This is a genomic window from uncultured Pigmentiphaga sp., assembly GCF_937950555.1.
GTDB lineage: Bacteria > Pseudomonadota > Gammaproteobacteria > Burkholderiales > Burkholderiaceae_B > Pigmentiphaga.
Genome location: NZ_CALFCW010000014.1, coordinates 103,035 through 123,526, shown reverse-complemented (window position 1 = coordinate 123,526; position 20,492 = coordinate 103,035). Strand labels below are relative to the sequence as shown.

The 20,492-nt window shown below is 65.2% G+C and carries 20 protein-coding genes; 4 read left to right on the top strand and 16 right to left on the bottom strand.

Annotated features, from left to right (window positions below):
* Nucleotides 1-245 precede the first annotated feature (245 nt).
* Entirely contained in the window at nucleotides 246-1,349 is a 1,104-nt protein-coding gene (gene moaA, locus Q0319_RS02895) for a GTP 3',8-cyclase MoaA (RefSeq protein ID WP_296468297.1), read from the top strand.
* Nucleotides 1,350-1,411: 62 nt separating this feature from the next.
* On the opposite strand, the gene Q0319_RS02890 is transcribed toward moaA, so the two are convergent.
* The 15 genes from Q0319_RS02890 to Q0319_RS02820 all read right to left on the bottom strand — a co-directional run bounded on the left by Q0319_RS02890 (nucleotide 1,412) and on the right by Q0319_RS02820 (nucleotide 16,739).
* Nucleotides 1,412-1,954, bottom strand: a complete 543-nt coding sequence (locus tag Q0319_RS02890; protein ID WP_296468295.1) for an acyloxyacyl hydrolase — start codon at nucleotides 1,952-1,954, stop codon at nucleotides 1,412-1,414.
* Nucleotides 1,955-2,105: 151 nt separating this feature from the next.
* The gene (accD, locus tag Q0319_RS02885; RefSeq protein WP_296468293.1) at nucleotides 2,106-2,975 is read right to left on the bottom strand and encodes an acetyl-CoA carboxylase, carboxyltransferase subunit beta; all 870 of its coding nucleotides are present in this window, start codon (nucleotides 2,973-2,975) and stop codon (nucleotides 2,106-2,108) included.
* Nucleotides 2,972-3,847 carry a tryptophan synthase subunit alpha gene (gene trpA / locus Q0319_RS02880; RefSeq protein ID WP_296468291.1) on the bottom strand — a complete coding sequence of 292 codons (876 nt, stop codon included), beginning with the start codon at nucleotides 3,845-3,847 and terminating at the stop codon, nucleotides 2,972-2,974. Before trpA ends, accD begins: the two co-directional genes overlap by 4 nt.
* Before the next feature lie 11 nt (nucleotides 3,848-3,858).
* The gene (trpB, locus tag Q0319_RS02875; protein ID WP_296468289.1) at nucleotides 3,859-5,058 is read right to left on the bottom strand and encodes a tryptophan synthase subunit beta; all 1,200 of its coding nucleotides are present in this window, start codon (nucleotides 5,056-5,058) and stop codon (nucleotides 3,859-3,861) included.
* Nucleotides 5,059-5,127: 69 nt separating this feature from the next.
* Nucleotides 5,128-5,772: a phosphoribosylanthranilate isomerase gene (locus tag Q0319_RS02870; RefSeq protein WP_299450752.1), complete on the bottom strand. Its 645-nt coding sequence runs from the start codon at nucleotides 5,770-5,772 to the stop codon at nucleotides 5,128-5,130.
* A gap of 55 nt (nucleotides 5,773-5,827) precedes the next feature.
* On the bottom strand, nucleotides 5,828-6,619 hold the full coding sequence (gene truA, locus Q0319_RS02865) for a tRNA pseudouridine(38-40) synthase TruA (protein ID WP_296468284.1): 792 nt from the start codon (nucleotides 6,617-6,619) through the stop codon (nucleotides 5,828-5,830).
* Nucleotides 6,620-6,627: 8 nt separating this feature from the next.
* Nucleotides 6,628-8,469: a FimV/HubP family polar landmark protein gene (locus Q0319_RS02860; RefSeq protein WP_299450749.1), complete on the bottom strand. Its 1,842-nt coding sequence runs from the start codon at nucleotides 8,467-8,469 to the stop codon at nucleotides 6,628-6,630.
* Between the two features lie 247 nt (nucleotides 8,470-8,716).
* Nucleotides 8,717-9,844: an aspartate-semialdehyde dehydrogenase gene (gene asd, locus Q0319_RS02855; RefSeq protein ID WP_296468280.1), complete on the bottom strand. Its 1,128-nt coding sequence runs from the start codon at nucleotides 9,842-9,844 to the stop codon at nucleotides 8,717-8,719.
* 80 nt (nucleotides 9,845-9,924) lie between these two features.
* Nucleotides 9,925-10,998 (bottom strand): 3-isopropylmalate dehydrogenase, encoded by a 1,074-nt coding sequence (leuB, locus tag Q0319_RS02850; protein ID WP_299450747.1) that lies wholly within the window; start codon nucleotides 10,996-10,998, stop codon nucleotides 9,925-9,927.
* Between the two features lie 83 nt (nucleotides 10,999-11,081).
* Complete coding sequence (leuD, locus tag Q0319_RS02845; RefSeq protein WP_299450745.1) at nucleotides 11,082-11,744, bottom strand: 3-isopropylmalate dehydratase small subunit; 663 nt, start codon at nucleotides 11,742-11,744, stop codon at nucleotides 11,082-11,084.
* Between the two features lie 11 nt (nucleotides 11,745-11,755).
* On the bottom strand, nucleotides 11,756-13,159 hold the full coding sequence (gene leuC, locus Q0319_RS02840; protein WP_296471273.1) for a 3-isopropylmalate dehydratase large subunit: 1,404 nt from the start codon (nucleotides 13,157-13,159) through the stop codon (nucleotides 11,756-11,758).
* Between the two features lie 191 nt (nucleotides 13,160-13,350).
* The gene (locus Q0319_RS02835) at nucleotides 13,351-14,148 is read right to left on the bottom strand and encodes a M48 family metallopeptidase (protein ID WP_299450760.1); all 798 of its coding nucleotides are present in this window, start codon (nucleotides 14,146-14,148) and stop codon (nucleotides 13,351-13,353) included.
* Between the two features lie 101 nt (nucleotides 14,149-14,249).
* Nucleotides 14,250-15,350, bottom strand: coding sequence for a chorismate synthase (gene aroC / locus Q0319_RS02830; protein ID WP_299450743.1), 1,101 nt, complete (start codon nucleotides 15,348-15,350; stop codon nucleotides 14,250-14,252).
* A 93-nt stretch (nucleotides 15,351-15,443) separates the two neighbouring features.
* A complete protein-coding gene (locus Q0319_RS02825; RefSeq protein ID WP_296462781.1) occupies nucleotides 15,444-15,908 on the bottom strand; it encodes a CBS domain-containing protein in 465 nt (154 codons plus the stop codon).
* Nucleotides 15,909-16,013: 105 nt separating this feature from the next.
* Nucleotides 16,014-16,739, bottom strand: a complete 726-nt coding sequence (locus Q0319_RS02820) for a GntR family transcriptional regulator (protein ID WP_296462779.1) — start codon at nucleotides 16,737-16,739, stop codon at nucleotides 16,014-16,016.
* A gap of 260 nt (nucleotides 16,740-16,999) precedes the next feature.
* Here Q0319_RS02820 and Q0319_RS02815 point away from each other — a divergent pair, with 260 nt between their 5' ends.
* The 3 genes from Q0319_RS02815 (at nucleotide 17,000) to Q0319_RS02805 (ending at nucleotide 18,994) form a co-directional block, all read left to right on the top strand.
* Complete coding sequence (locus Q0319_RS02815; protein ID WP_296462776.1) at nucleotides 17,000-17,680, top strand: isochorismatase family cysteine hydrolase; 681 nt, start codon at nucleotides 17,000-17,002, stop codon at nucleotides 17,678-17,680.
* Between the two features lie 145 nt (nucleotides 17,681-17,825).
* Nucleotides 17,826-18,131: a hypothetical protein gene (locus Q0319_RS02810; protein WP_296462773.1), complete on the top strand. Its 306-nt coding sequence runs from the start codon at nucleotides 17,826-17,828 to the stop codon at nucleotides 18,129-18,131.
* Nucleotides 18,132-18,145: 14 nt separating this feature from the next.
* Nucleotides 18,146-18,994 carry a hypothetical protein gene (locus Q0319_RS02805; protein WP_296462771.1) on the top strand — a complete coding sequence of 283 codons (849 nt, stop codon included), beginning with the start codon at nucleotides 18,146-18,148 and terminating at the stop codon, nucleotides 18,992-18,994.
* Between the two features lie 42 nt (nucleotides 18,995-19,036).
* Here Q0319_RS02805 and Q0319_RS02800 read toward each other — a convergent pair whose 3' ends face one another.
* Nucleotides 19,037-20,479, bottom strand: coding sequence for a YihY family inner membrane protein (locus Q0319_RS02800; protein WP_296462769.1), 1,443 nt, complete (start codon nucleotides 20,477-20,479; stop codon nucleotides 19,037-19,039).
* Nucleotides 20,480-20,492 lie beyond the last annotated feature (13 nt).

Sequence of the window (20,492 nt, the reverse complement as noted above, 5' to 3'; positions counted from 1 at the left end):
TTCTCCGGCCCATAGCCTGCACGCTACGGAGGGGTCGGTATGAAATCATCGCATAGGCGCGAGCATCGCAAAAGGATCTGCGATGGCGAGCATTGTAGCCGCGCGGCCGGGATTGGTGCGGCATTCTCGACTATTCAAGCCTAAACCTTTGCAAGCGGGCCGGAGGCGGCCTCAAAGGCGGACGCACGGCGCGATGGAGTAGTATTACGGTAAGGCCGGCACTCCGGCGCCTTTGCTTCGACATCGTGACTGCCAAGACCATCCCGCTCATCGATTATCGCGCGCGCACAGCGATTCCCGCCGTGGCGGACGCTCGCGTCGAGCCGTCGGGCCGGCTCCTGGACACGCGCGGGCGCCGATTGCACGACTTGCGCATTTCCGTCACGGACCGCTGTAACTTTCGTTGCGTGTACTGCATGCCGAAGGAGGTCTTCGGCAAAGATTACGTATACCTGCCGCATGACGCGCTGCTGAGCTTCGAAGAGATCGTCAGGGTGGCGCGCGTGTTCGTCGCGCACGGCGTGGAGAAAATCCGCCTGACGGGCGGCGAGCCCCTGCTGCGCAAGAATATCGAATCCCTGATCGCACAGCTCGCCGAGCTGCGCACGCCAAGCGGACAACCCCTGGACCTGACGCTCACCACGAACGGGACGCTCCTGCCCCGCAAGGCGCGCGCATTGGCCGATGCAGGGCTGCGACGCGTCACCGTCAGCCTCGATGCGTTGGACGACGATGTCTTCCGTCGCATGAACGACGTGGACTTTCCCGTCGCCGACGTCCTGCGCGGCATTGACGCCGCCGCAGAGGCAGGCCTGCGCCCGATCAAGATCAACATGGTGGTCAAGAAAGGCGTCAACGACGACCAGATCGAAGCGATGGCCGAATACTTCCGCCATTCGGGCCACACGCTGCGATTCATCGAATATATGGACGTAGGTGCGTCCAATGGCTGGAAAATGGACGAGGTGCTGCCCTCGGCCGAGGTCCTGCGCCGCATCGACGCCAGGTGGCCACTGGAAACGCTGCAGCCTCACTATTCCGGAGAAGTTGCGCAGCGGTGGCGCTATCGCGACGGGGCGGGAGAAATCGGCGTGATCTCGAGCGTCACGCAAGCCTTTTGTTCAACTTGCACGCGCGCCCGGCTGTCTACCGAGGGCCAGTTGTACCTATGCCTGTTCGCCACCCAGGGCTATGACCTGCGCGCCCTCCTGCGCGGCGGTGCTAGCGACGAAGACATCGCCGCGGCCATCGCCCATGTCTGGCAAGGCCGCACCGACAACTACTCCGAACGCCGCAGTGCGGATACGCCTCGCGCCGGGCGGATAGAAATGAGCTACATAGGCGGGTAGCGCTTGCGGCCCCCGCCGCGTAAGGCGCCCGGTCTGCCCAGCGGCACGCCCGGGCCGGCCCGTCAGAACGCCATCGCGAAATTGAGCTGGACCTGGTTCAGGCCTTGGTTGGGCCGCTTGATCCCGGCATTCGAGAAGTGCGAGACGCGCAAACCCACGCGCATGTTGTTGCTCAGCTTGAAGCCAGCGCCGATGTGGTCGCCGAATTGGAAGTTCGTGCTGAGGTTCTTGTCGTGGAACTTGGTATCGCTGATCAGCGTCGCGCCCACGCCTGCTTCGACGTAGAAACGCTCGGCCGGCCACCAGCGGAACATGGGGATCGCGTTCAGCTGCCACAGGTGGCGCGCATAGCCGGGGTCGGCGCTGGATGTCCACCAATACGATCCGCCAAGCTCTCCCACCAGCTCCAGGCGCGTGGAACCCAGCTTCATGTGCCAGAGCGGTGCCGTCTCGTAGTTGAGCGTGAGACGATGATTGCCGTCGAGCACCCCGTACTGGGCGCTCCAGCCGCCCGATGCGAAACCGCCGGTCGGATCGGCGGCATGGACGGCAGGCGACGCTGCCAAGGTCGACAGAACGGCGAGGAAGGCTATGTTTTTCTTCATGGGATCGGCCTGACTTGGGATGGTGGGCGCAGCGCGGGCCACGCCGCCAGGGTAGGCGGCGCACCGGCTCGCCCGAAGGAAAACGGGACTATAGCAGCTGGCTCGGCCGTCCAGTGAGTGTGGCGCGGGAGAGACACGCCCGCGCAAGCGCTCAGGCGACCGCGTCCGCAGGCTGTTGCGTCAGCAATGCGAGCAAACGCGCGATTTCTTCGCGCATCTTGCGGCGATCCACGATCATGTCGATGGCGCCCTTCTCTAGCAGGAACTCGGCGCGCTGGAATCCTTCAGGCAATTTCTCCCGCACCGTCTGCTCGATGACGCGGGGGCCGGCAAAGCCTACCAGGGCCTTGGGCTCGGCGATGACGATGTCGCCCATGAAAGCGAAGCTGGCCGACACGCCCCCCATCGTCGGGTCGGACAACACACTGATGAAGGGCAGCTTGCGCGCGGAAAGCAAGGTCAGGGCCGCCGTGGTCTTGGCCATCTGCATCAGCGAAAGCAGCCCCTCCTGCATGCGGGCGCCGCCGGACGCAGTGACGCAAATGAAGGGCACCTTTTGTTCGACCGCCGTACGCACCCCGCGCACGAAACGCTCGCCGACCACCGAGCCCATGGAGCCGCCCATGAATTCGAACTCGAAGCAAGCCACCACGACGGGCACCGTGTGGATGGCTCCGCCCATGACGACGAGCGCATCCGTTTCCCCGGTCTGGGCCATGGCGTCCTGCAGGCGATCGGGATACTTCTTGGTGTCCTTGAACTTGAGGCTATCGACGGGCAAGGTGCCAAGGCCGATCTCGTACCGACCTTCCGCATCGAGCAGCGCATCGATGCGCTGCCGCGCGCTGATGCGCATGTGGTGTTCGCATTTTGGGCAAACGTTCAGGTTCTTGTCCAGATCGTCGCGGTACAGCACCGACTCGCACGATGGGCACTTGACCCACAGCCCCTCCGGCACACGCCGTGCCGAGCCGTCGGTAGTCCTAATGCGGGGAGGGAGCAGTTTTTCTATCCAGCTCATGCGGATTTCCTTGATTCATGGGTGGCGCCGCCTGGGGGCGGAGCGTCGAGTGCCACCCGGATTGTACGCAACCACGCGCCGGCCGCACGAGCGCAGGCGTCCGACAGCTGATCCGCGGGCACCCCTTGGGCGGCAGATTCGATTTCCTGGATCAGCCGGCTGCCGATGACCACGGCATCGGCGACGGCGCCCAAGGCCTGTGCGCTGGCGGCATCGCGGATGCCAAAGCCCACGCCCACCGGCAGGGAGACGAAACGCCGGATGTGCGCCAACCTGCGCGAAACGTCGTCCACGTCGAGGTGCCCGGCCCCGGTCACGCCCTTCAGGGAGACGTAATAAACGTACCCGCGGGCCACCCGGGCAACGGCCTGGATGCGCTCATCCGTGGTAGTGGGCGCGAGCAAGAAAATGGGATCGATGCCATGCCGCTCGAGCATGGCCGAGAACTCCCCGGTCTCTTCCGGGGGATAGTCCACCACCAGGCAGCCGTCCACGCCAGCGGCCTGCGCGGCGGCGGCGAACTCCGCCTGCCCCATGCGCTCGATCGGATTGGCGTAGCCCATCAACACCACTGGCGTCCGGTCATCGACCTGGCGAAAGGTTTTCACCATGGTCAGCACGTCGCGTAGCCCCACGCCCTGCTCTAGCGCATGCTGGCTGGAACGCTGGATGACGGGCCCGTCGGCCATGGGATCGGAAAAAGGCACGCCCAGTTCGAGCACGTCCGCCCCGGCCTCGACCAGCGCGTGCATGATGGGAAGCGTCGCCGCCGGGCTGGGATAGCCGGCGGTAATGTACGGAATCAGCGCGCTGGTGCGGCCAGCGGCGCCGCGGCGGGCAAAAGCGGCCGCAATACGGGAAGATGACGACATGAAGACCGCCTTCAAAACACGATGCCGGAACGTTCGGCGACGGTGTGCATGTCCTTGTCGCCGCGTCCGGAGAGATTGACCAGCAGGATTTTGTCCTTGGGCAGGGTCGGCGCCACGCGCGCTGCATACGCGATGGCATGCGACGACTCCAGCGCCGGGATGATGCCCTCGACCCGGCAGCAATGGTGGAAGGCCGCCAGCGCCTCTTCGTCGGTCACGCCGACGTAAGTCGCGCGGCCGCTGTCCTTGAGCCAGGCGTGTTCCGGGCCGACCCCGGGATAATCGAGGCCGGCCGAAATCGAATGGGTATCGATCACCTGGCCATTCTCATCCTGCAGGATGTAGGTGCGATTGCCGTGCAACACGCCGGGCGCACCGCCCTGCAGGGACGCCGCGTGGCGCCCGGTGTGCAGCCCTTCGCCCGCAGCCTCGACCCCCACCAACTGCACGTTATCGTGCCCGAGGTAAGGATGGAAGATGCCCATGGCGTTCGAGCCGCCGCCTACCGCCGCGATGATCATGTCCGGCTGGCGGCCAGCAGCCTCCGGCATCTGCACCAGGCACTCTTTGCCAATGACCGTCTGGAAATCCCGCACCAGCATGGGGTAAGGATGCGGACCCGCGACGGTGCCGATGATGTAGAAAGTGCTCTCCACATTGGTGACCCAGTCGCGCATGGCCTCGTTCAGCGCATCCTTGAGCGTGCGCGAGCCTGATTCCACGGGCACCACGGTGGCGCCGAGCAGCTTCATGCGGTAGACGTTGGCCGCCTGGCGCTTGACGTCTTCACTGCCCATGTAGACCACGCATTCCATGCCGTAACGCGCCGCCACCGTGGCCGTGGCCACGCCATGCTGCCCGGCGCCCGTTTCGGCAATCACGCGGCGCTTGCCCATGCGGCGCGCCAAGAGGGCCTGGCCAATGCAGTTGTTGACCTTGTGGGCGCCGGTGTGGTTCAGGTCTTCGCGCTTGAACCAGATCTGCGCGCCCCCCAGCTCCTCCGACCAGCGCTTGGCATGGTAGACGGGGCTGGGGCGGCCGACGAAGTGGGCAAGTTCATACCTGAACTCTTCGAGGAATTCGGGATCGTTTTGGTAGCGCGCGTAAGTCTGACGCAGCTCATCCAAGGCGTGCATCAGCGTTTCCGCCACGAACACGCCGCCATATGGACCGAAATGGCCGCTTGCGTCAGGAAAATCGTAGGTGTTCACTTGAGAGTTCCGGTGAGGGACGGGGCAGTGCCCAGGGGGCATGCGCCGCACGGATTGTGAAAGTCAACGTCATCGACAGCCATCGGCCCGCTTCACCTGGGCCACGAACTGCGCGATCTTGTCCGCGCACTTGATGCCTGGCGACAGCTCTACGCCGCTGCTGACGTCGACGGCAAAAGGGCGCACGGCTTCAATGGCTGCCGCCACATTTCCGGCATGCAACCCACCAGACAAAACGACCGGACGCACGCTTTCGCTGCCGAGCAGGGACCAATCGAACACTCTCCCGCTGCCGCCGTAACCTTCGGAATGGCTGTCGAACAGCCAGCCGGCGGCAGAACCGTAACGTTCACACGATTTTAACAAAGCCGGGGAGGTCTCCATACCCGGCGCCCCGACGCGGAAGGCCCGTAGGTAACGGCGTCCGTAGCGCTCGCACTCCTCGGGCGCTTCGTCGCCATGGAACTGGAGCAAGTCCGGCTGGACGGTCTCGAGCACCTCCCGAACCTCGGCCTCGGAGGCATTGACGAATAACGCGACGACGTCGACGAAAGGCGGCACCAGCCGCCGCAGCTCGGCGGCGCGCGCCGGGGCCAGCGCACGCCGGCTAGGGGGATAAAACACGAAGCCGATGGCGTCGACGCCAGCGGAAACGGCCGCGGCGATGTCTTGCTCGCGGGTCAGGCCGCAGATCTTGATACGGGTACGGGACATAGGCGTAATCATACCGCCCGCCCAGGATAGAGGCCGGCTGCCAGCGGCGCGCTGCTCAAATGCCCAGGCGGACCTCGTCGGTCGCGTCGGTAGGAGGCAATCCGTGGCATTCCGGATAGGACACGCCGGTCAGGTACAGGCCATCGGGCGAGAAAGTCGGCGGCGCCTTGGTGCGGTTGCGCTCGGCGAGTAGCGCCGGCATCCAGTCCGCGGGCTGCCTACCCTGCCCCACGTATACCAGCGCGCCCACGATATTCCGCACCATGTGGTGCAGGAAAGCGTTGGCGCGCACCGTGAATACGATGAGACGGCCGCGGCGCTCGATGCTCAGCTCGTGGAGCGTGCGCACGGGTGAAGCGGCCTGGCACTCCGACGAACGAAAGCTGCTGAAGTCGTGCTCACCAAGGAGATGGGCCGCACCGGCTCGCATCGCCTCGACGTCGATTGGACGGAAACTCCATCCGGCCCTGCCCGCCCACAGCGGCGATCGCACCGGATCTTCCAGCAACAGGTACACATACGCGCGCGAACGGGCGGAAAAGCGAGCATGGAAATCCTCCCCGACCACCCGCGCCCAACGCACGGCGATGCTGGGCGGCAGGTGCGCGTTCACGCCGCGCACCCAGGCCTGCTCGGGCCGTTCCACATCGGTATCGAGATGGACGACTTGCTGCACGGCATGGACGCCGGTGTCGGTGCGCCCCGCGCAAACGGTGCTCACGGGTCGGCCGACGAACGCAGCCAGCGCCGCTTCCAAGGCATCCTGGACGGTGCGCCGATGCGGTTGCGTCTGCCAGCCCAGCCACGGCGCGCCGTCGTAACTCAGCCCCAGGGCGATACGCGCCATATCCTCCCCTACCACGTCGCCAATAGGGCCCTGGCCCGCTCGCGCTGAACGGCGTCCCCATCGCGCAGGACTTCTTCCAGCAATTCGCGCGCGCCCTCGCGATCGCCCATGTCGGCATAGGCCTTGGCCAAGTCCAGCTTGGCAGCCGGGTCGGTCCCAGCGCCCAGGTCGGGGCTCAGGTCGAGCGCGGGCGACCCGGGTTCGCCGCCGGGGGCCCGGTTCGTCGAGGAGGAAGGCGGCTGGCCGCCGAGGTTCAGGTCAAGCGCGAACGCTGCCGCCGCGGCAGGCGGTATGGGCCCGGCGGGCGGGGCCGCATCAGCGACCGGCTCGTCGTCGTCCGGGTAATCCTCGGCTTCGCCCGCGACGCGGTCGGTCGCGGCAGGAATGGGAAATGGCGGGATATCGTCCCAGTCGCGCAAATGGTTGACGGGTTGCGGTTCCGAAGGCGGCAGCGAGTCGGGATCGTCCTGCGCGTCGCCGTCCTCCCGCAACTCGGCTTCGCGGGCCTGGTCGTCTTCCGCGCGTGCACCGCGGCGCCGCAATGCCAGTGCGCTGAAGATGACCGCGAGCAAGGCGACGATGGCACCGAAGACGGCCACGCTGTGGTCCTGGATCTTGCGGACGAGCGGAGCGTCCTGCAACCCGCCCTGTTCGGCCTGCCCCCCGGCCGGCTGCGCCTCGGCCCCGCCTTCGCCCGAACCGGCAGGAGCGGGCGATGCCGATGGCGCCTCATCCGCCGCGGAAGTCGCGGAATCGGTGGAGGCCGGACCCGGCGGCTCGGATGATGGCGAGGCGGGGGCAGCGTCCGAGGCGCCTTCCGGCACCGCCGGGGTCGGGGGCGGCACGGCCACCGCCTCTGCCCCGGCGCGCTCGCGGGCCTGCTGCTCCATGCGGGCCAGAGTCTCGTTCTGGGCCTCGAGCAAACCGCGCATGGCTTCTACGTTGCTCTGCAGGAGCCGCATGCGCTCTTCCGCCTCGCGTACTGCCTTGGCGGTGGCATCGCGCTCCTCTTCCAACCTGTCGCGCATCCCGCGCTCGTCGCTTGCCTGGCCGCCTCCCGAAAGCCTGACCGCGTCCCCTTCCGAAACCGGCGGCACCACGGGCGCGGCGGCCGACTTAGCTATCTCTCCGCGAGCCTCGGCGCCCCGGCTTTCTGCCGCGGCCGGCTGCTGGCCCGCCTGGCCCGCGATGCGTTGGCGATAGGCTTCGAATGCCTGGGCATGGGAAGCGAACAAGGCCTGTGCCTCGGCCGGGTCGATCGCCGCGATCGCCTCGGCGGTCGGCGCGGCCAGCGATGCGCCGGCACGCAGCAGGTTCATGTTTCCTTGAATGAACGCCTGGGGATTGGCATGGAACAATGCAGCCATCACCTGCAGCACCGATGTGCCTTCTGGCTGCAGTCTGCCGGCGATTCCATATAGGGTGTCGCCAGGATTCACCGCAATGGAGCCGCTCGCAGGAACGCCGGATTCCGGCGCCAGCGCGCGGGGCGCGGGGGTGTCGAGGATGAAGGTGTACTGACGAATGAAGCGCCCCATGTTCCACGTCAGCTCCACGAGCAAGTCCAGCACGTGGACGTCCAGTGGAGCCGCAGAGGTCACCACGACGACCTTGCGCCCGCCCGGGCGATCTTCGACGGACAGCTTCAACTGGGAAAGCGCCTCGGCATACTCGAGCCGGGTCTGGCGGTAGACGTCGCGCGGTGCGACGGCCGCCTTCAACGTGCTGGCTTCCTGCGGCGTGAGCGCGGTGACCGCGATCTCTGCCCGCAAGGGGCCCCCCGCGGCGGACAAAATCTTCAAGCCGCCGAGATCCGCGGCATGGACCGAGGCCACGGCGCCCAGCGCCATCCCGAATGCCGCGAACCGGGACGATGGCCTGCCCCGACGCGAAACACCACGTTTTCGAACCGAACCTGCTTTCAGATAGGGAAGTGCTTTCATCCTCGTCCCGTGCGCCAGTTCCTTTCCCAACGTGCTGCCGGCTTTGATCCGGTCAAAGCCGAAGCCCCCCTTTTTCCGCCAGGCGTCGGCCCCCCGGGGGAAATTCGTCGCACGGCGGCGCGCCTCCACGGACGCGCACCGCCGATTCGCTGGATCAGAGCTCGCCCAGCACGATGCGCAGCATGCGGCGCAGCGGCTCGGCGGCGCCCCACAGCAATTGATCGCCCACGGTGAAGGCGCTCAGGTATTCCGGCCCCATCGCCAGCTTGCGCATGCGGCCGACAGGAATATCCAGCGTACCTGTCACGGCTACCGGCGTGAGCGACTGCATCGACGCTTCGCGCGTATTCGGGATGACTTTGGCCCACGGATTGTTCTGGCGAAGGATATCCTCGATCTCGTCCAGCGGCACGTCCCGCTTCAGCTTGATGGTCAGCGCCTGGCTGTGGCACCGCATCGCACCGATGCGCACGCACAAGCCGTCGATGGGCACGGGCGTCGAGCCGAACCCCTCGCCGCGGCCAAGGATCTTGTTGGTTTCGGCCCCGCCCTTCCACTCTTCGCGCGAGGTGCCGTTGCCGAGGTCCTTGTCGATCCACGGGATGAGGTTGCCGGCCAAGGGCACGCCAAAGTGCTCCTGGGGCAGCGAGCCGTCCTGCTGCTTGGCGAGCACGGTGCGGTCGATCTCCAGGATGGCCGAGGCGGGATCGGCCAGCAGATCGGCCACCGTGGCGTTGATCAGGCCGAATTGCGTCAACAGTTCGCGCATGTGCTGCGCGCCGCCGCCCGAGGCGGCCTGATAGGTCATGCTGGTCATCCACTCGACCAGGTCGTGCTGGAATAGGCCGCCCAGGCCCATCAGCATGCAGCTGACCGTGCAATTACCGCCGATGTAGTTCTTGACGCCCTTCTTGAGCGCCTCGTCGATCACCTTGCGGTTGACCGGATCCAGCACGATGATGGCATCGTCTTTCATGCGCAGGGTGCTGGCGGCATCGATCCAGATGCCGTCCCAGCCCGCCGCACGCAGCTTGGGAAAAACCTCGGTGGTGTAATCGCCGCCTTGCGCCGTCACGATGATGGGCAGCTTTTTCAGCGCGTCGATGTCGTATGCATTCTGCAACGGGCCGGCGCCTTCCGCCCAGGCGGGCGCGGCGCCTCCGGCGTTGCTGGTCGAGAAGAACACCGGCTCGATCAGAGAGAAATCGTTTTCGTCGCGCATGCGCTGCATGAGCACGGAACCGACCATGCCTCGCCAGCCGACCAGACCAACTGCTTTCATTTACACACCCCTAACAAGTAGTCCAGATTGAATCTGTTTGCCGGGCGCATCACACCCGGGGGGCGCGATACGCAGGCTGGTTACAGAGCTTTGATCACGGCACTGCCCATCTCGGCAGTGCCGACTTTAATCGTGCCTTCTTCGTAGATGTCGGCCGTGCGCAAACCCTGCTCCAGCACCTTCTTGACGGCTGCCTCGATCCGGTCGGCCTGGGCCGCCTTGTCGAGGGAATAACGCAGCATCATCGCCGCCGAAAGAATCGTGGCCAACGGGTTGGCGATGTCCTTGCCGGCAATGTCGGGCGCAGATCCGTGGCTGGGCTCGTAGAGCCCCTTGCCCGTTTCGTTCAACGATGCGGAGGGCAGCATGCCGATGGAGCCCGTCAGCATCGAGGCTTGGTCGGAGAGGATGTCGCCGAACATGTTGCCGGTCACGATGACGTCGAATTGCTTGGGCGCGCGCACGAGTTGCATGGCGGCATTGTCCACGTACATGTGGCTGAGCTCGACGTCAGGATACTCCTTGCCGACCTCGGTGACGATGTCTTTCCAGAACTGGAACGTCTCGAGCACGTTGGATTTGTCGACGCTGCACAACTTCTTGCGGCGCTTGCGGGCAGTCTGGAACGCGACGTGGGCGATACGGCGAATCTCGGGTTCCGCGTAGCGCATGGTGTCGAAGCCCTCGCGCTCGCCCGCGAACGGACCGTCGGGCGCCGTGCGAACGCCGCGCGGCTGGCCGAAATAAATGTCGCCCGTCAGTTCGCGGATGATCAGTATGTCCAGCCCAGAAACGACCTCGGGCTTGAGCGAGGACGCGTTGGCGAGCTCGGGATACAACACGGCGGGCCGCAAATTGGCGAACAAGCCCAGGTGCTTGCGCAGGCCGAGAATGGCCTGCTCGGGCCGCAGGGCACGCTCGAGCTTGTCGTACTTCCAATCGCCCACGGCACCGAACAGCACGGCGTCGGCCTTCTTGGCCAATTCGAGCGTGGCAGGCGGCAGCGGATGCCCCGACGCCTCGTACGCAGCGCCGCCCACCGGCTGGGTCTCGAGCGTAAACGATTCGCCCAGCGCAGTCAGCACGCGGACGGCTTGCTCGACGATTTCAGGACCGATGCCGTCTCCCGGCAGCACTGCGATGTGTTGTGTCATGCTTCAATCCAAAAAACTGACTCGATTCTCTGCCCGTCGGCGCGGCGCACCGGCCCGCCGGCTGCCGCGCCCACAAGGGCCCATTAACGTGCGGTGCCCCGGAGCTCGGGAACGTCCAGCCACGGATGCGCGGCCAGGCGTTTCTCTTCGAAGGCCTTGATCTTGTCTGCGTGGCGCAGGGTCAGGCCGATTTCGTCCAGTCCGTTCAACATGCAGTATTTGCGGAAGTTGTCGATGCGGAAGGAGAACTCGCGCCCCGACGGCGTCACCACCACCTGGCGCTCGAGATCGATGGTGAGCTTGTAGCCTTCCTGGGCCTCGACCTCGCTGAACAGGAGATCGACCTCTTCTTCGGACAGCACGACGGGCAGCAGGCCGTTCTTGAAGCAGTTGTTGAAGAAGATGTCGGCAAACGACGGCGCGATTACCGCGCGAAAGCCATATTGCTCCAGCGCCCACGGGGCATGCTCGCGGCTGGAGCCGCAACCGAAGTTCTTGCGCGCCAGCAGGATGGAAGCACCTTGGTAGCGGGGCTTGTTCAGCACGAAGTCCGGGTTCAGCGGGCGCTTGCTGTTGTCCATGCCCGGCTGCCCTTCGTCCAAGTAACGCCAGGCGTCGAAAAGATTGGGGCCGAAACCGGTGCGATGGATGGACTTCAGGAACTGCTTGGGAATGATCTGGTCCGTATCGACGTTCTCGCGGTCCAGCGGTGCCACCAGGCCCTCATGAGTGGTAAATGCTTGCATGATGTTCTACCTCAGTTGACCTTGCGGACGTCGACGAAATGGCCTGCGACCGCTGCCGCGGCCGCCATCGCGGGGCTGACCAGGTGCGTGCGGCCGCCCGCACCCTGCCGGCCTTCGAAATTACGGTTCGAGGTGGACGCGCAACGCTCGCCCGGCTCCAGCCGGTCGTCGTTCATGGCCAGGCACATGGAGCAGCCCGGATCCCGCCACTCGAAACCGGCTTCGATGAAGACCTTGTCCAGGCCCTCTTGCTCGGCCTGGGCCTTGACCAAGCCAGATCCCGGAACGGCCAGGGCCAGCTTGACGTTGGGCGCGATGCGCTTGCCGCGCAGCACTGCGGCGGCGGCGCGGAAGTCCTCGATGCGCGAGTTCGTGCACGAGCCGATGAACACCTTGTCGATCTTGATGTCGGTGATCGGCATGTTCGGGGTCAGGCCCATGTATTCGAACGCGCGTTCCATGCCCGCGCGGCGCGTTTCGTCCTGCTCCTGCGCCGGGTCGGGCAGGCGGGCGCTCACCGGCAGCACCATTTCGGGAGAAGTGCCCCAGGTCACCTGCGGCTCGATCTCAGAGGCATCGATCTCGACCACGCGGTCGAAATGCGCACCCTCGTCGGAATGCAGCGTCTTCCAATACGCGACGGCCTTGTCCCAGGCCTCGCCCTTGGGCGCATAAGGACGGCCGCGGAAGTATTCGATGGTTTTCTCGTCCACCGCCACCAGCCCGACGCGCGCACCCGCCTCGATGGCCATGTTGCAAATCGTCATGCGGCCCTCGATGGAGAGGTCGCGGATGGTGCTGCCCGCGAACTCGATGGCGTGCCCCGTGCCCCCGGCCGTGCCGATCTTTCCGATCACGTGCAGCACGAGGTCCTTGGCCGTGCAGCCAGCGGGCAGCTTGCCCTCGACACGCACCATCATGTTCTTGTTCTTCTTGGCGAGCAGCGTCTGCGTGGCCAATGCATGCTCGACCTCGGAGGTGCCGATGCCGAAGGCCATGGCGGCCACGGCGCCGTGGGTACTGGTGTGCGAGTCCCCGCAGACCACGGTCATGCCGGGCAGCGTGGCGCCCTGCTCCGGCCCGATCACGTGCACGATGCCCTGCCGGCGATCGCCCATGTCGAACTCGACGATGCCGAAGTCGCGGCAGTTGGCATCCAGCGTGGTGACCTGCAGCCGGGAAATCGGGTCGGCGATGCCTTGGTCACGGTTGTGCGTCGGCACGTTGTGGTCGGCCACGGCGAGGTTGGCGCTGATGCGCCAGACCTTGCGGCCGGCTAGCTTCAGACCCTCGAACGCCTGCGGGCTGGTGACTTCGTGCACCAGGTGGCGATCGATGTAGATCAGACAGGTACCATCTTCTTCCTGATGGACGACGTGGGCGTCCCACAACTTGTCGTAAAGAGTCTGAGGCATGAGTTTCCGGCCAAAAAATTGAACGGGCTCATACTGCCGCTCGGGGCGGTGCCTCGAGGCGCCGCCCTGGCGCGAGGACCGGCCTCGACAAAACCCGCTCAGGGTATAGGGAACTCTTGATTATATATGAACCCCCCTGGGCGCCGGCCACGGGCGCCCAGGGGATCCCGAGAGGCGAAAGCTGCCAGGCGTCACCGCTTCGCCCTCGCCTGCTGGTACAGCGGCAGGACTTTCTCGGATGCCTGTTTCAGGTCCGCGATCCGCGACTCCGCCGAAGGGTGGGTGGACAGGATTTCGGGCGGCGCGGAGCCACCTACCTGCCCCATTTTGGTCCACAGCGTCACAGCCGCGCGGGGATCGTATCCCGCCCGGGCCGCCAGCTCCACGCCCATGCGATCGGCCTCGGTCTCGTGCAGACGGCTGTTGGGCAAGGCGAACATCACATTGGCCAGCGCGCCGCCTAAGTCCGACGTCGCCTGCGAGCCGGTAATGGCGGCCAGCACGCTGAGCCCCACGTTGGTCGCCATTTGCTCCGAGGCGCGTTCGCGCGCATGCTCGCGCAGCGCATGGGCGATTTCATGCCCCAACACCGCGGCCAGCTCGTCGTCCGTAGGCTTGATCGTGTCCAAGAGCCCGGTATAGACGGCAATCTTGCCGCCGGGCATGCACCAGGCGTTGACCTCTTTGCTATCGATGACATTGACTTCCCATTTCCAGTTTGCGGCGTCCGGACGGAACGCGCCGACCTGGGCGATCAGGCGCTGGGAAATGGCCCTGACGCGCGACAACTGGGAAGCGTTGGTGTTGAGCTGCCCCTTGCTGCGCGCCCCCGTGAGCGTCTGCTGGTAGAGCTGGGCCGCCTGCTGGTTCAACTGGGCCTCGGAAACCAGGCTCGACATGCGCTGGGTGCGGTTGATGCCTATGGCCCCGCTTTGCGTGGTCTGGACGGATTCGCAGCCGGCAACCGCCAGCGCCAACAGCGCCGCCATCGTGACGCGGCGGGCGAACGCAGAATACTTCGTGGTGATCCTCATGATGCCCCCGGCAAGAAAGCCAGAGGCAATTTTGCACCAAAAGCGGCGCAATCCTGCTATCGGGCGGCGCGGGCGATGTCCGGCGTCGACACGGCGACATCGACGCATTGGGCACGGTGGCGCAGGGCGTGGTCGGCGATCACCAGGGCCAGCAAGGCTTCGGCAATCGGAGTCGCCCGGATGCCCACGCAGGGATCGTGGCGTCCAAGGGTTTGCACGACCGTCGGGTTGCCGGCTTTGTCGATGGAACGGCGCGGGCTCCGGATGCTGGAGGTAGGCTTGATGCCCAATGAGACCGTGATCGGCTGCCCGGTCGAAATGCCGCCCAGGATCCCGCCGGCATTGTTCGACAGGAAACCGTCCGGCGTGAGTTCGTCGCCGTGCTCGGTGCCGCGTTGCTGCACGCTGTGGAACCCTGCGCCGATCTCCACCGCCTTCACGGCATTCAGGCCCATCATCGCGTAGGCGATGTCGGCATCCAACCGGCCGTAGATCGGTTCCCCCAAGCCCACGGGCACGTTCTCGGCCACCACTTCGATGCGGGCCCCCACGGAATCGCCATCGCGGCGCAGCTGGTCCATGTAGGCCTCGAGCTCGGCCAACTTACTGTGGCCGGGCGCAAAGAAGGGATTGGTATGGACCGCCTCCCAGCTTTCGAAGGGGATTTCGATACTGCCCAGCTGGCTCATGTAGCCGCGCACCAGCACGCCGTAGCGCTGCGCCAGCCATTTCTTGGCCACGGCCCCGGCTGCGACCGTCGGGGCCGTCAGGCGGGCCGACGAGCGTCCGCCGCCGCGAGGATCACGGATCCCGAACTTGTGCCAGTAGGTGTAGTCGGCGTGACCGGGACGGAAGGTTTCGGCGATGCTGCTGTAATCCTTGCTGCGGGCATCCTGGTTCCGGATCAGGAGCGCGATAGGCGTGCCCGTCGTCTTGCCTTCGTAGACGCCCGAAAGGATTTCAACCTGGTCCGGTTCCTGCCGCTGCGTCACGTGGCGCGAGGTGCCGGGACGCCGCCGGTCGAGCTCGACCTGGATGTCCGCCTCGGTGAGCTCCAACCCCGGCGGGCAGCCGTCGATCACACAGCCGACCGCGGGCCCGTGCGACTCGCCGAAATTGGTGACGCGAAAGAGTTCTCCGAGGGTGCTGCCTGGCATGGGGAATCTGGCTCCGAAAGGGACGCGGACGCGCGTGACCCGTGATTATCGCACCGGATCACCGATCCGGTGCATCCAGCCCCCGTCGGCACTTCAGAGCTGGCTTTCGGCTTCCCGCTGCTCGCCCGGCCAGTCGCGGATATAAGCCTTGAGCATGCGGTTTTCGAAGCTTTGGGCTTCCAATACGGCCTTGGCCACGTCGTAGAAGGAGATGACCCCCAGCAACATGCGCCCGTCCATGACGGGGATGTACCGGGCGTGCTTGTCGAGCATCAAGCGACGCACCTCATTGACTTCGGTGTTGGGCGACACCGTGACCGGCGCGTCGTCCATGATGGAGCGAATGGTGGTCGTGCCCAGCGAGCCGCCGTTGGCATGCAGGTGGCGAATGATTTCGCGGAACGTCAGCATGCCCACCAACTCGCCGAATTCCATGATGACGAGAGAACCGATGTCCTGCAGCGCCATGGTATCGACGACCTGGGCGACGGGAGTATCCGGGCTGGCCGTGTAAAGCGCATCGCCTTTGACGCGCAGGATTTCACTGACTTTGATCATGACTGCCTCCTCGGCACGACGCCGGCGCTGGCGTGAAACGGTTGGTGAATATTTATCGGCTCGTGCCTGGCGATTTCCCTATGCTAGCGCGCCTGACAGCGTGCTTCAACTCGGCACGGCGGCGGCCGCGACCGCCCCGGCGTCGAGTGCGTCCATGATGTTGCGCGCCGTTCGCTCGATATGGGTGCAGAGCAGCTCGGCCGCGTCATCTTCGCTGCGGTCGAGCACGGCTTCCACGAGCGCCTGGTGCTCGCCCCGGACGTCGCGATCGAATGGCTGGTACGCAAGGAAGAGCCGCCGATAGCGCGCGCTGAAATACTGCAGCGACTCGCAAATGCTGAGCACCATTGGCATGCGGCACGCAGAGATGAGCGCGAGATGGAAGCCGCGATGGTGTGCTTCCCACTCATCCACGTCCCGCCCTTCTTTCCGCTCCGGCCGCTCGTAACGCATGAGCCGGTGGTGGGTCAGGACGACGCTTTCTTCCCAGGCGTTGTCGCCATGCCGGATGGATTCGCGCAAGGCCATCGGTTCGAGGGTGGCCTGCAGTTTCGCCACTTCCGCGAGGTTTTCACGCGACACCGGGGCCACCCGGAAGCCTTTTTTGTCCTCATTGACGACAAAGCCTTCCGTGGCCAAGCGCGCCAGCGCTTCGCGCAGGGGAGACAAGCTGACGCCGAACTCCCCCTTGAGCACCTCGATGGACAGCTTCGTGCCCGGCGGACGCCGCCCCGAAGCAATGTCATTGCGCAGGCGCGTTGCGATCACACTGGCGAAGTTCTGGCCCGCCTCGGCAGTCGGAGGCTCGGCAGAAACGACGGATTTCATCATTCTCCTTTCAGACGAACGGCATGGCCGCGTCGCTCGGCGAATCGTAGCACGCAGCCCCCATCGATTCTGCCACCGCGCTCCCGCGACGCCGCGCAAAGTAACCGATCCGCGGCAATCCGGCCGACGCCATGGACGCGACGCAATCTTCCCACTCCACTCTCATAAAAAAATCGTTTACAGTTTCTAGAATCGATTATTCACAATCCCACACCGGCCCCATGGTCGTCGGAACCTACCCCCCAATAGGAGGCAGCGCCCACATGTTGCAACATCCCCAGTCCGGCATATCTGCCGCGACAGCCGCGGCAAGCGGAACCCTGCCGGTATCGCTGGAAGAGCGGCTGTCCCCGGAGTCGTCTGCCTTGCTGGTCATCGACATGCAGAATGACTTTTGCGCGCCCGGCGGATATATCGACACCATCATGGGCAAAGACGTCTCCTCGGCAGCGGCCATCGTCGACGCCATCGCCGCGCTGGCGGCCTCCGCGCGGGCGGCGGACGTCCCGGTCTTCTGGGTACGCGCGGACTACACGCGGCATCGGATCCCGCCCCCGATGCAAGTCAAGCTGCAAGCCCGAGGTATCACGAGCGACTGCTGCGTCCCGGGCACGTGGGGAAGCGACTGGTTCGGCGTGGCGCCGCAGCCCCACGAACCGGTATTCACCAAACATACGTACAGCGGCTTTCACGGGACAGGCTTGCATGAAACGCTGCAAGCGCGCGGCATACGGACTATTGTCTTCACGGGCGTGCAAACGCACATATGCGTCGAAACGACGCTGCGTGCCGCCCATACCTTAGGCTATTACTGCGTGGTCGCCGAAGACGCCGTCGCCTCCCACAGCCCTGCCGAACACGCGGCGACACTGGCCAACGTCCGCTTCCTGTTCGGCGACGTGTGTCCGAGTACGACGCTGCGTCAAATCTGGGACAAGGCTTGAGAGCAGCCCACTGTCGCGGCATTCCCGCGCCGTCCGGGCTCGCCGGCCATCACCTCCGCAGGAGCCGGGACAGGGAAGGAAAACCGGCATTGCCTGCCGCGGCACGTTGACCGACCCATCGTTTTCATCGAACCAAGGAGTCAGCATGGGAATCCGAGACACCGACAAGACTCTGCCCTCCAACCGCATGGTGTTCGAACTGCGGCGCGACGAGCAGAAATACCGTGCCTTCAAGGAAGACCTCGAAGCCACCATGACGGCTTACGGCCTGAGCGAGGAGGAAAAACGCGCCTGGCGAGCCATGGACATCGAGGCGCTCGGCAAGCTGGGCGTCCATCCTTATTTCCTGCCCCAGGTGTCGCGGCTCTTCAAGGGCGCCGCGCGCAATCACAACGATAGCGAAGCGGCTCGCCTGTACGCCGAGAAAATGGGTATCGCGACCAAGAACTGAACGCGGAGATTCGTATGGCAAAAATCGTAGCAGCCCTGGGCGTGGCCCACGCTCCAGGCGTCACCGGTTGGATAGACAAGGCGCCGCAGCACGAGCAGGAAGGCGTGCTGGCCGGCTATGCGAAATTCCACCAGCTCATGGAAGAAGTCGAGCCGGACGTGGTGATTGGCATCGCCAATGATCACCTGCTCAATTTCTCGCTCGACAACATCCCGGACTTCTGCGTCGGCATCGGAGACGAATGGGAGGGCCCAGCGCCGTGGTTCCGCGACTGGCTCAACATTCCCGATTACAAGGTAGCGGGCCATCGAGAGCTCGGCCGGGCGCTGGTGCGTGAATCGGCCAAGGCCGGCTTCAATCACGCCTTCGCGGAAAAACTGCTGTTCGACGACAACTGGTCGGTGCCGCTCAAGTTCCTATTCCCGCGCTACGACGTGCGCTTCGTTCCCATACACATGAACTGCATCGTGCCTCCCGTCCCGACGGCGTCGCACTGCTATGCAGTGGGGGAAAGCCTTGCGCGTATCGTGCAGCAATTCCCCTCCGACGAGCGCGTCGTGATCATGGGCACGGGCGGCCTGTCGCACGACCCAGGCGGCAAGGACTATTTCACCGTGCACGAGGCGTTCGACCGCTGGTTCCTGGAGCTCATGGAATCGGGGGACGCCGAACGCGTCAAGCGCGAGCTCACCTTCGAAAAGCTGCTGACCGGCGGCGACGGCGGCGCGGGCGAATTGCTGGCCTGGGTGGCGGCGATGGGCGCGGCGAGCGTATGCGGCAATACGCGCGCGGAGACGGTGTTTTATGTTCCTTCCGCGCCGATGCGCTGCGGCATGGGTGGGGTGTATTGGCGGCTGAACTAGGGGTGCCGTAAGCTTGCCGGGCGCAATGCCCGGCCTCTAGCCTCAGGATGCGCGCGCGCGGCGCAGGCGCTCGTCATGCACGGCTTCGGCGGCGTCTTGGCCGGTTTCTGCCGGATCTGTCGCCGCTTCCAATTTCCGTTCCAGCTCCCGATCGAGCTCGCGCTCTTCCTCGATGTCTTCCGGCCGCTGCGCAAGGGCCTCGGCGATGGTTATCGAACCCTCCTCCCACGCGGCATTCACCGCGCGCAGCAGCGCAGGGTCGCCAGCCAGGGGCTTGCGATCGAGCAGGAGTTTCTCCACCACGGGCTCGAGCGTGGCGACGGTGGGATCGCACACCATCGCCCACCGTTCGCGCGCGCTGCCGGCATCACCGATCCGGGCGATGTACCCGATGCTGGCGAGGGTATCGAGCACGACCATCAATTCGTCATGGTGAAGGTTGAGGCGGGCGCGCAGCGCGATCGTGCTCAGGCCGGGCGGATTGCGGTCGCGCGCAACGGCCAGGGCCCGCAAGATCGACAGCGCATCCACGAAAGCCGCCCCAGGGTGCCGCGCCGTCTCCCAGCGGCCCATGCGAATCAGGGGCAGGCTGGCGGCCAGCGTCGCGCCGAAGAGCGTCACGAGCCAGGAAAGGTACACCCACAACAGGAAGATGGGCAGCGTCGCGAAGGCGCCGTACACAATGGTGTAGGTCGGAAAACGTGAAAGGTAGAACGCAAAGCCCGATTTCATGATTTCGAGCACGATGGCCGCCGCAAAGCCCCCCGTCAGCGCGTCGCGCGCCTCGACATGCCGATTGGGCACGACCATGAACAGGGCCGCGAATGCAAAGCCGGTCAGGATCAGGGGGATGAACGAGACGAGGACGCCGATGGGCGCGGGCACGTCTCCCACCAGCCCCATGGACTCGCGCACGAGGAATGAAGTGGCCCAGAGGCTGGCACCGATCAGCACGGGGCCGAGCGTCAGGGTCGCCCAGTAGATCAACACGCGCTGCGGCAAGGGGCGGCGCTTGCGCACGTGCCAGATCTCGTTGAGCGCCTTGTCGATGGTCAGCATCAGCGAGACGGCAGTGAACATCAGGAATATGCCCCCGACTGCCGTCAACTTACTCGCTTTCTGGGCAAAGTCGTTGAGGTAGTCCATGATGTTGTCGGCCACTGCGGGGGGCATGAGGTTGCCGACTAGAAACCCTTCCAAGGCTCCTTGGAACTCACGGAACAGCGGAAACGCGGTGAACAGCGCCAACGCCACGGCAAGCAGGGGCACCATGGACAATACCGAGGTGAAGGTCAGGCTGGAGGCTACCTGTGCAATGCGCTCCTCTGCCGCCCGCTGCATCGCAAACCGGAGCAAGCGCCCCAGCCGCGCCAGCCAAGACTCCCGGGCCAGGAGGCGGCGGCGCAACGCTGCGGTGCGGGATTCCGGGCGCTCCGCGGCGTCGGGACCGGAAAGGGCGGGCGTGGCCGCGGAAACGTTGGACATTTCGGAAGCGTTC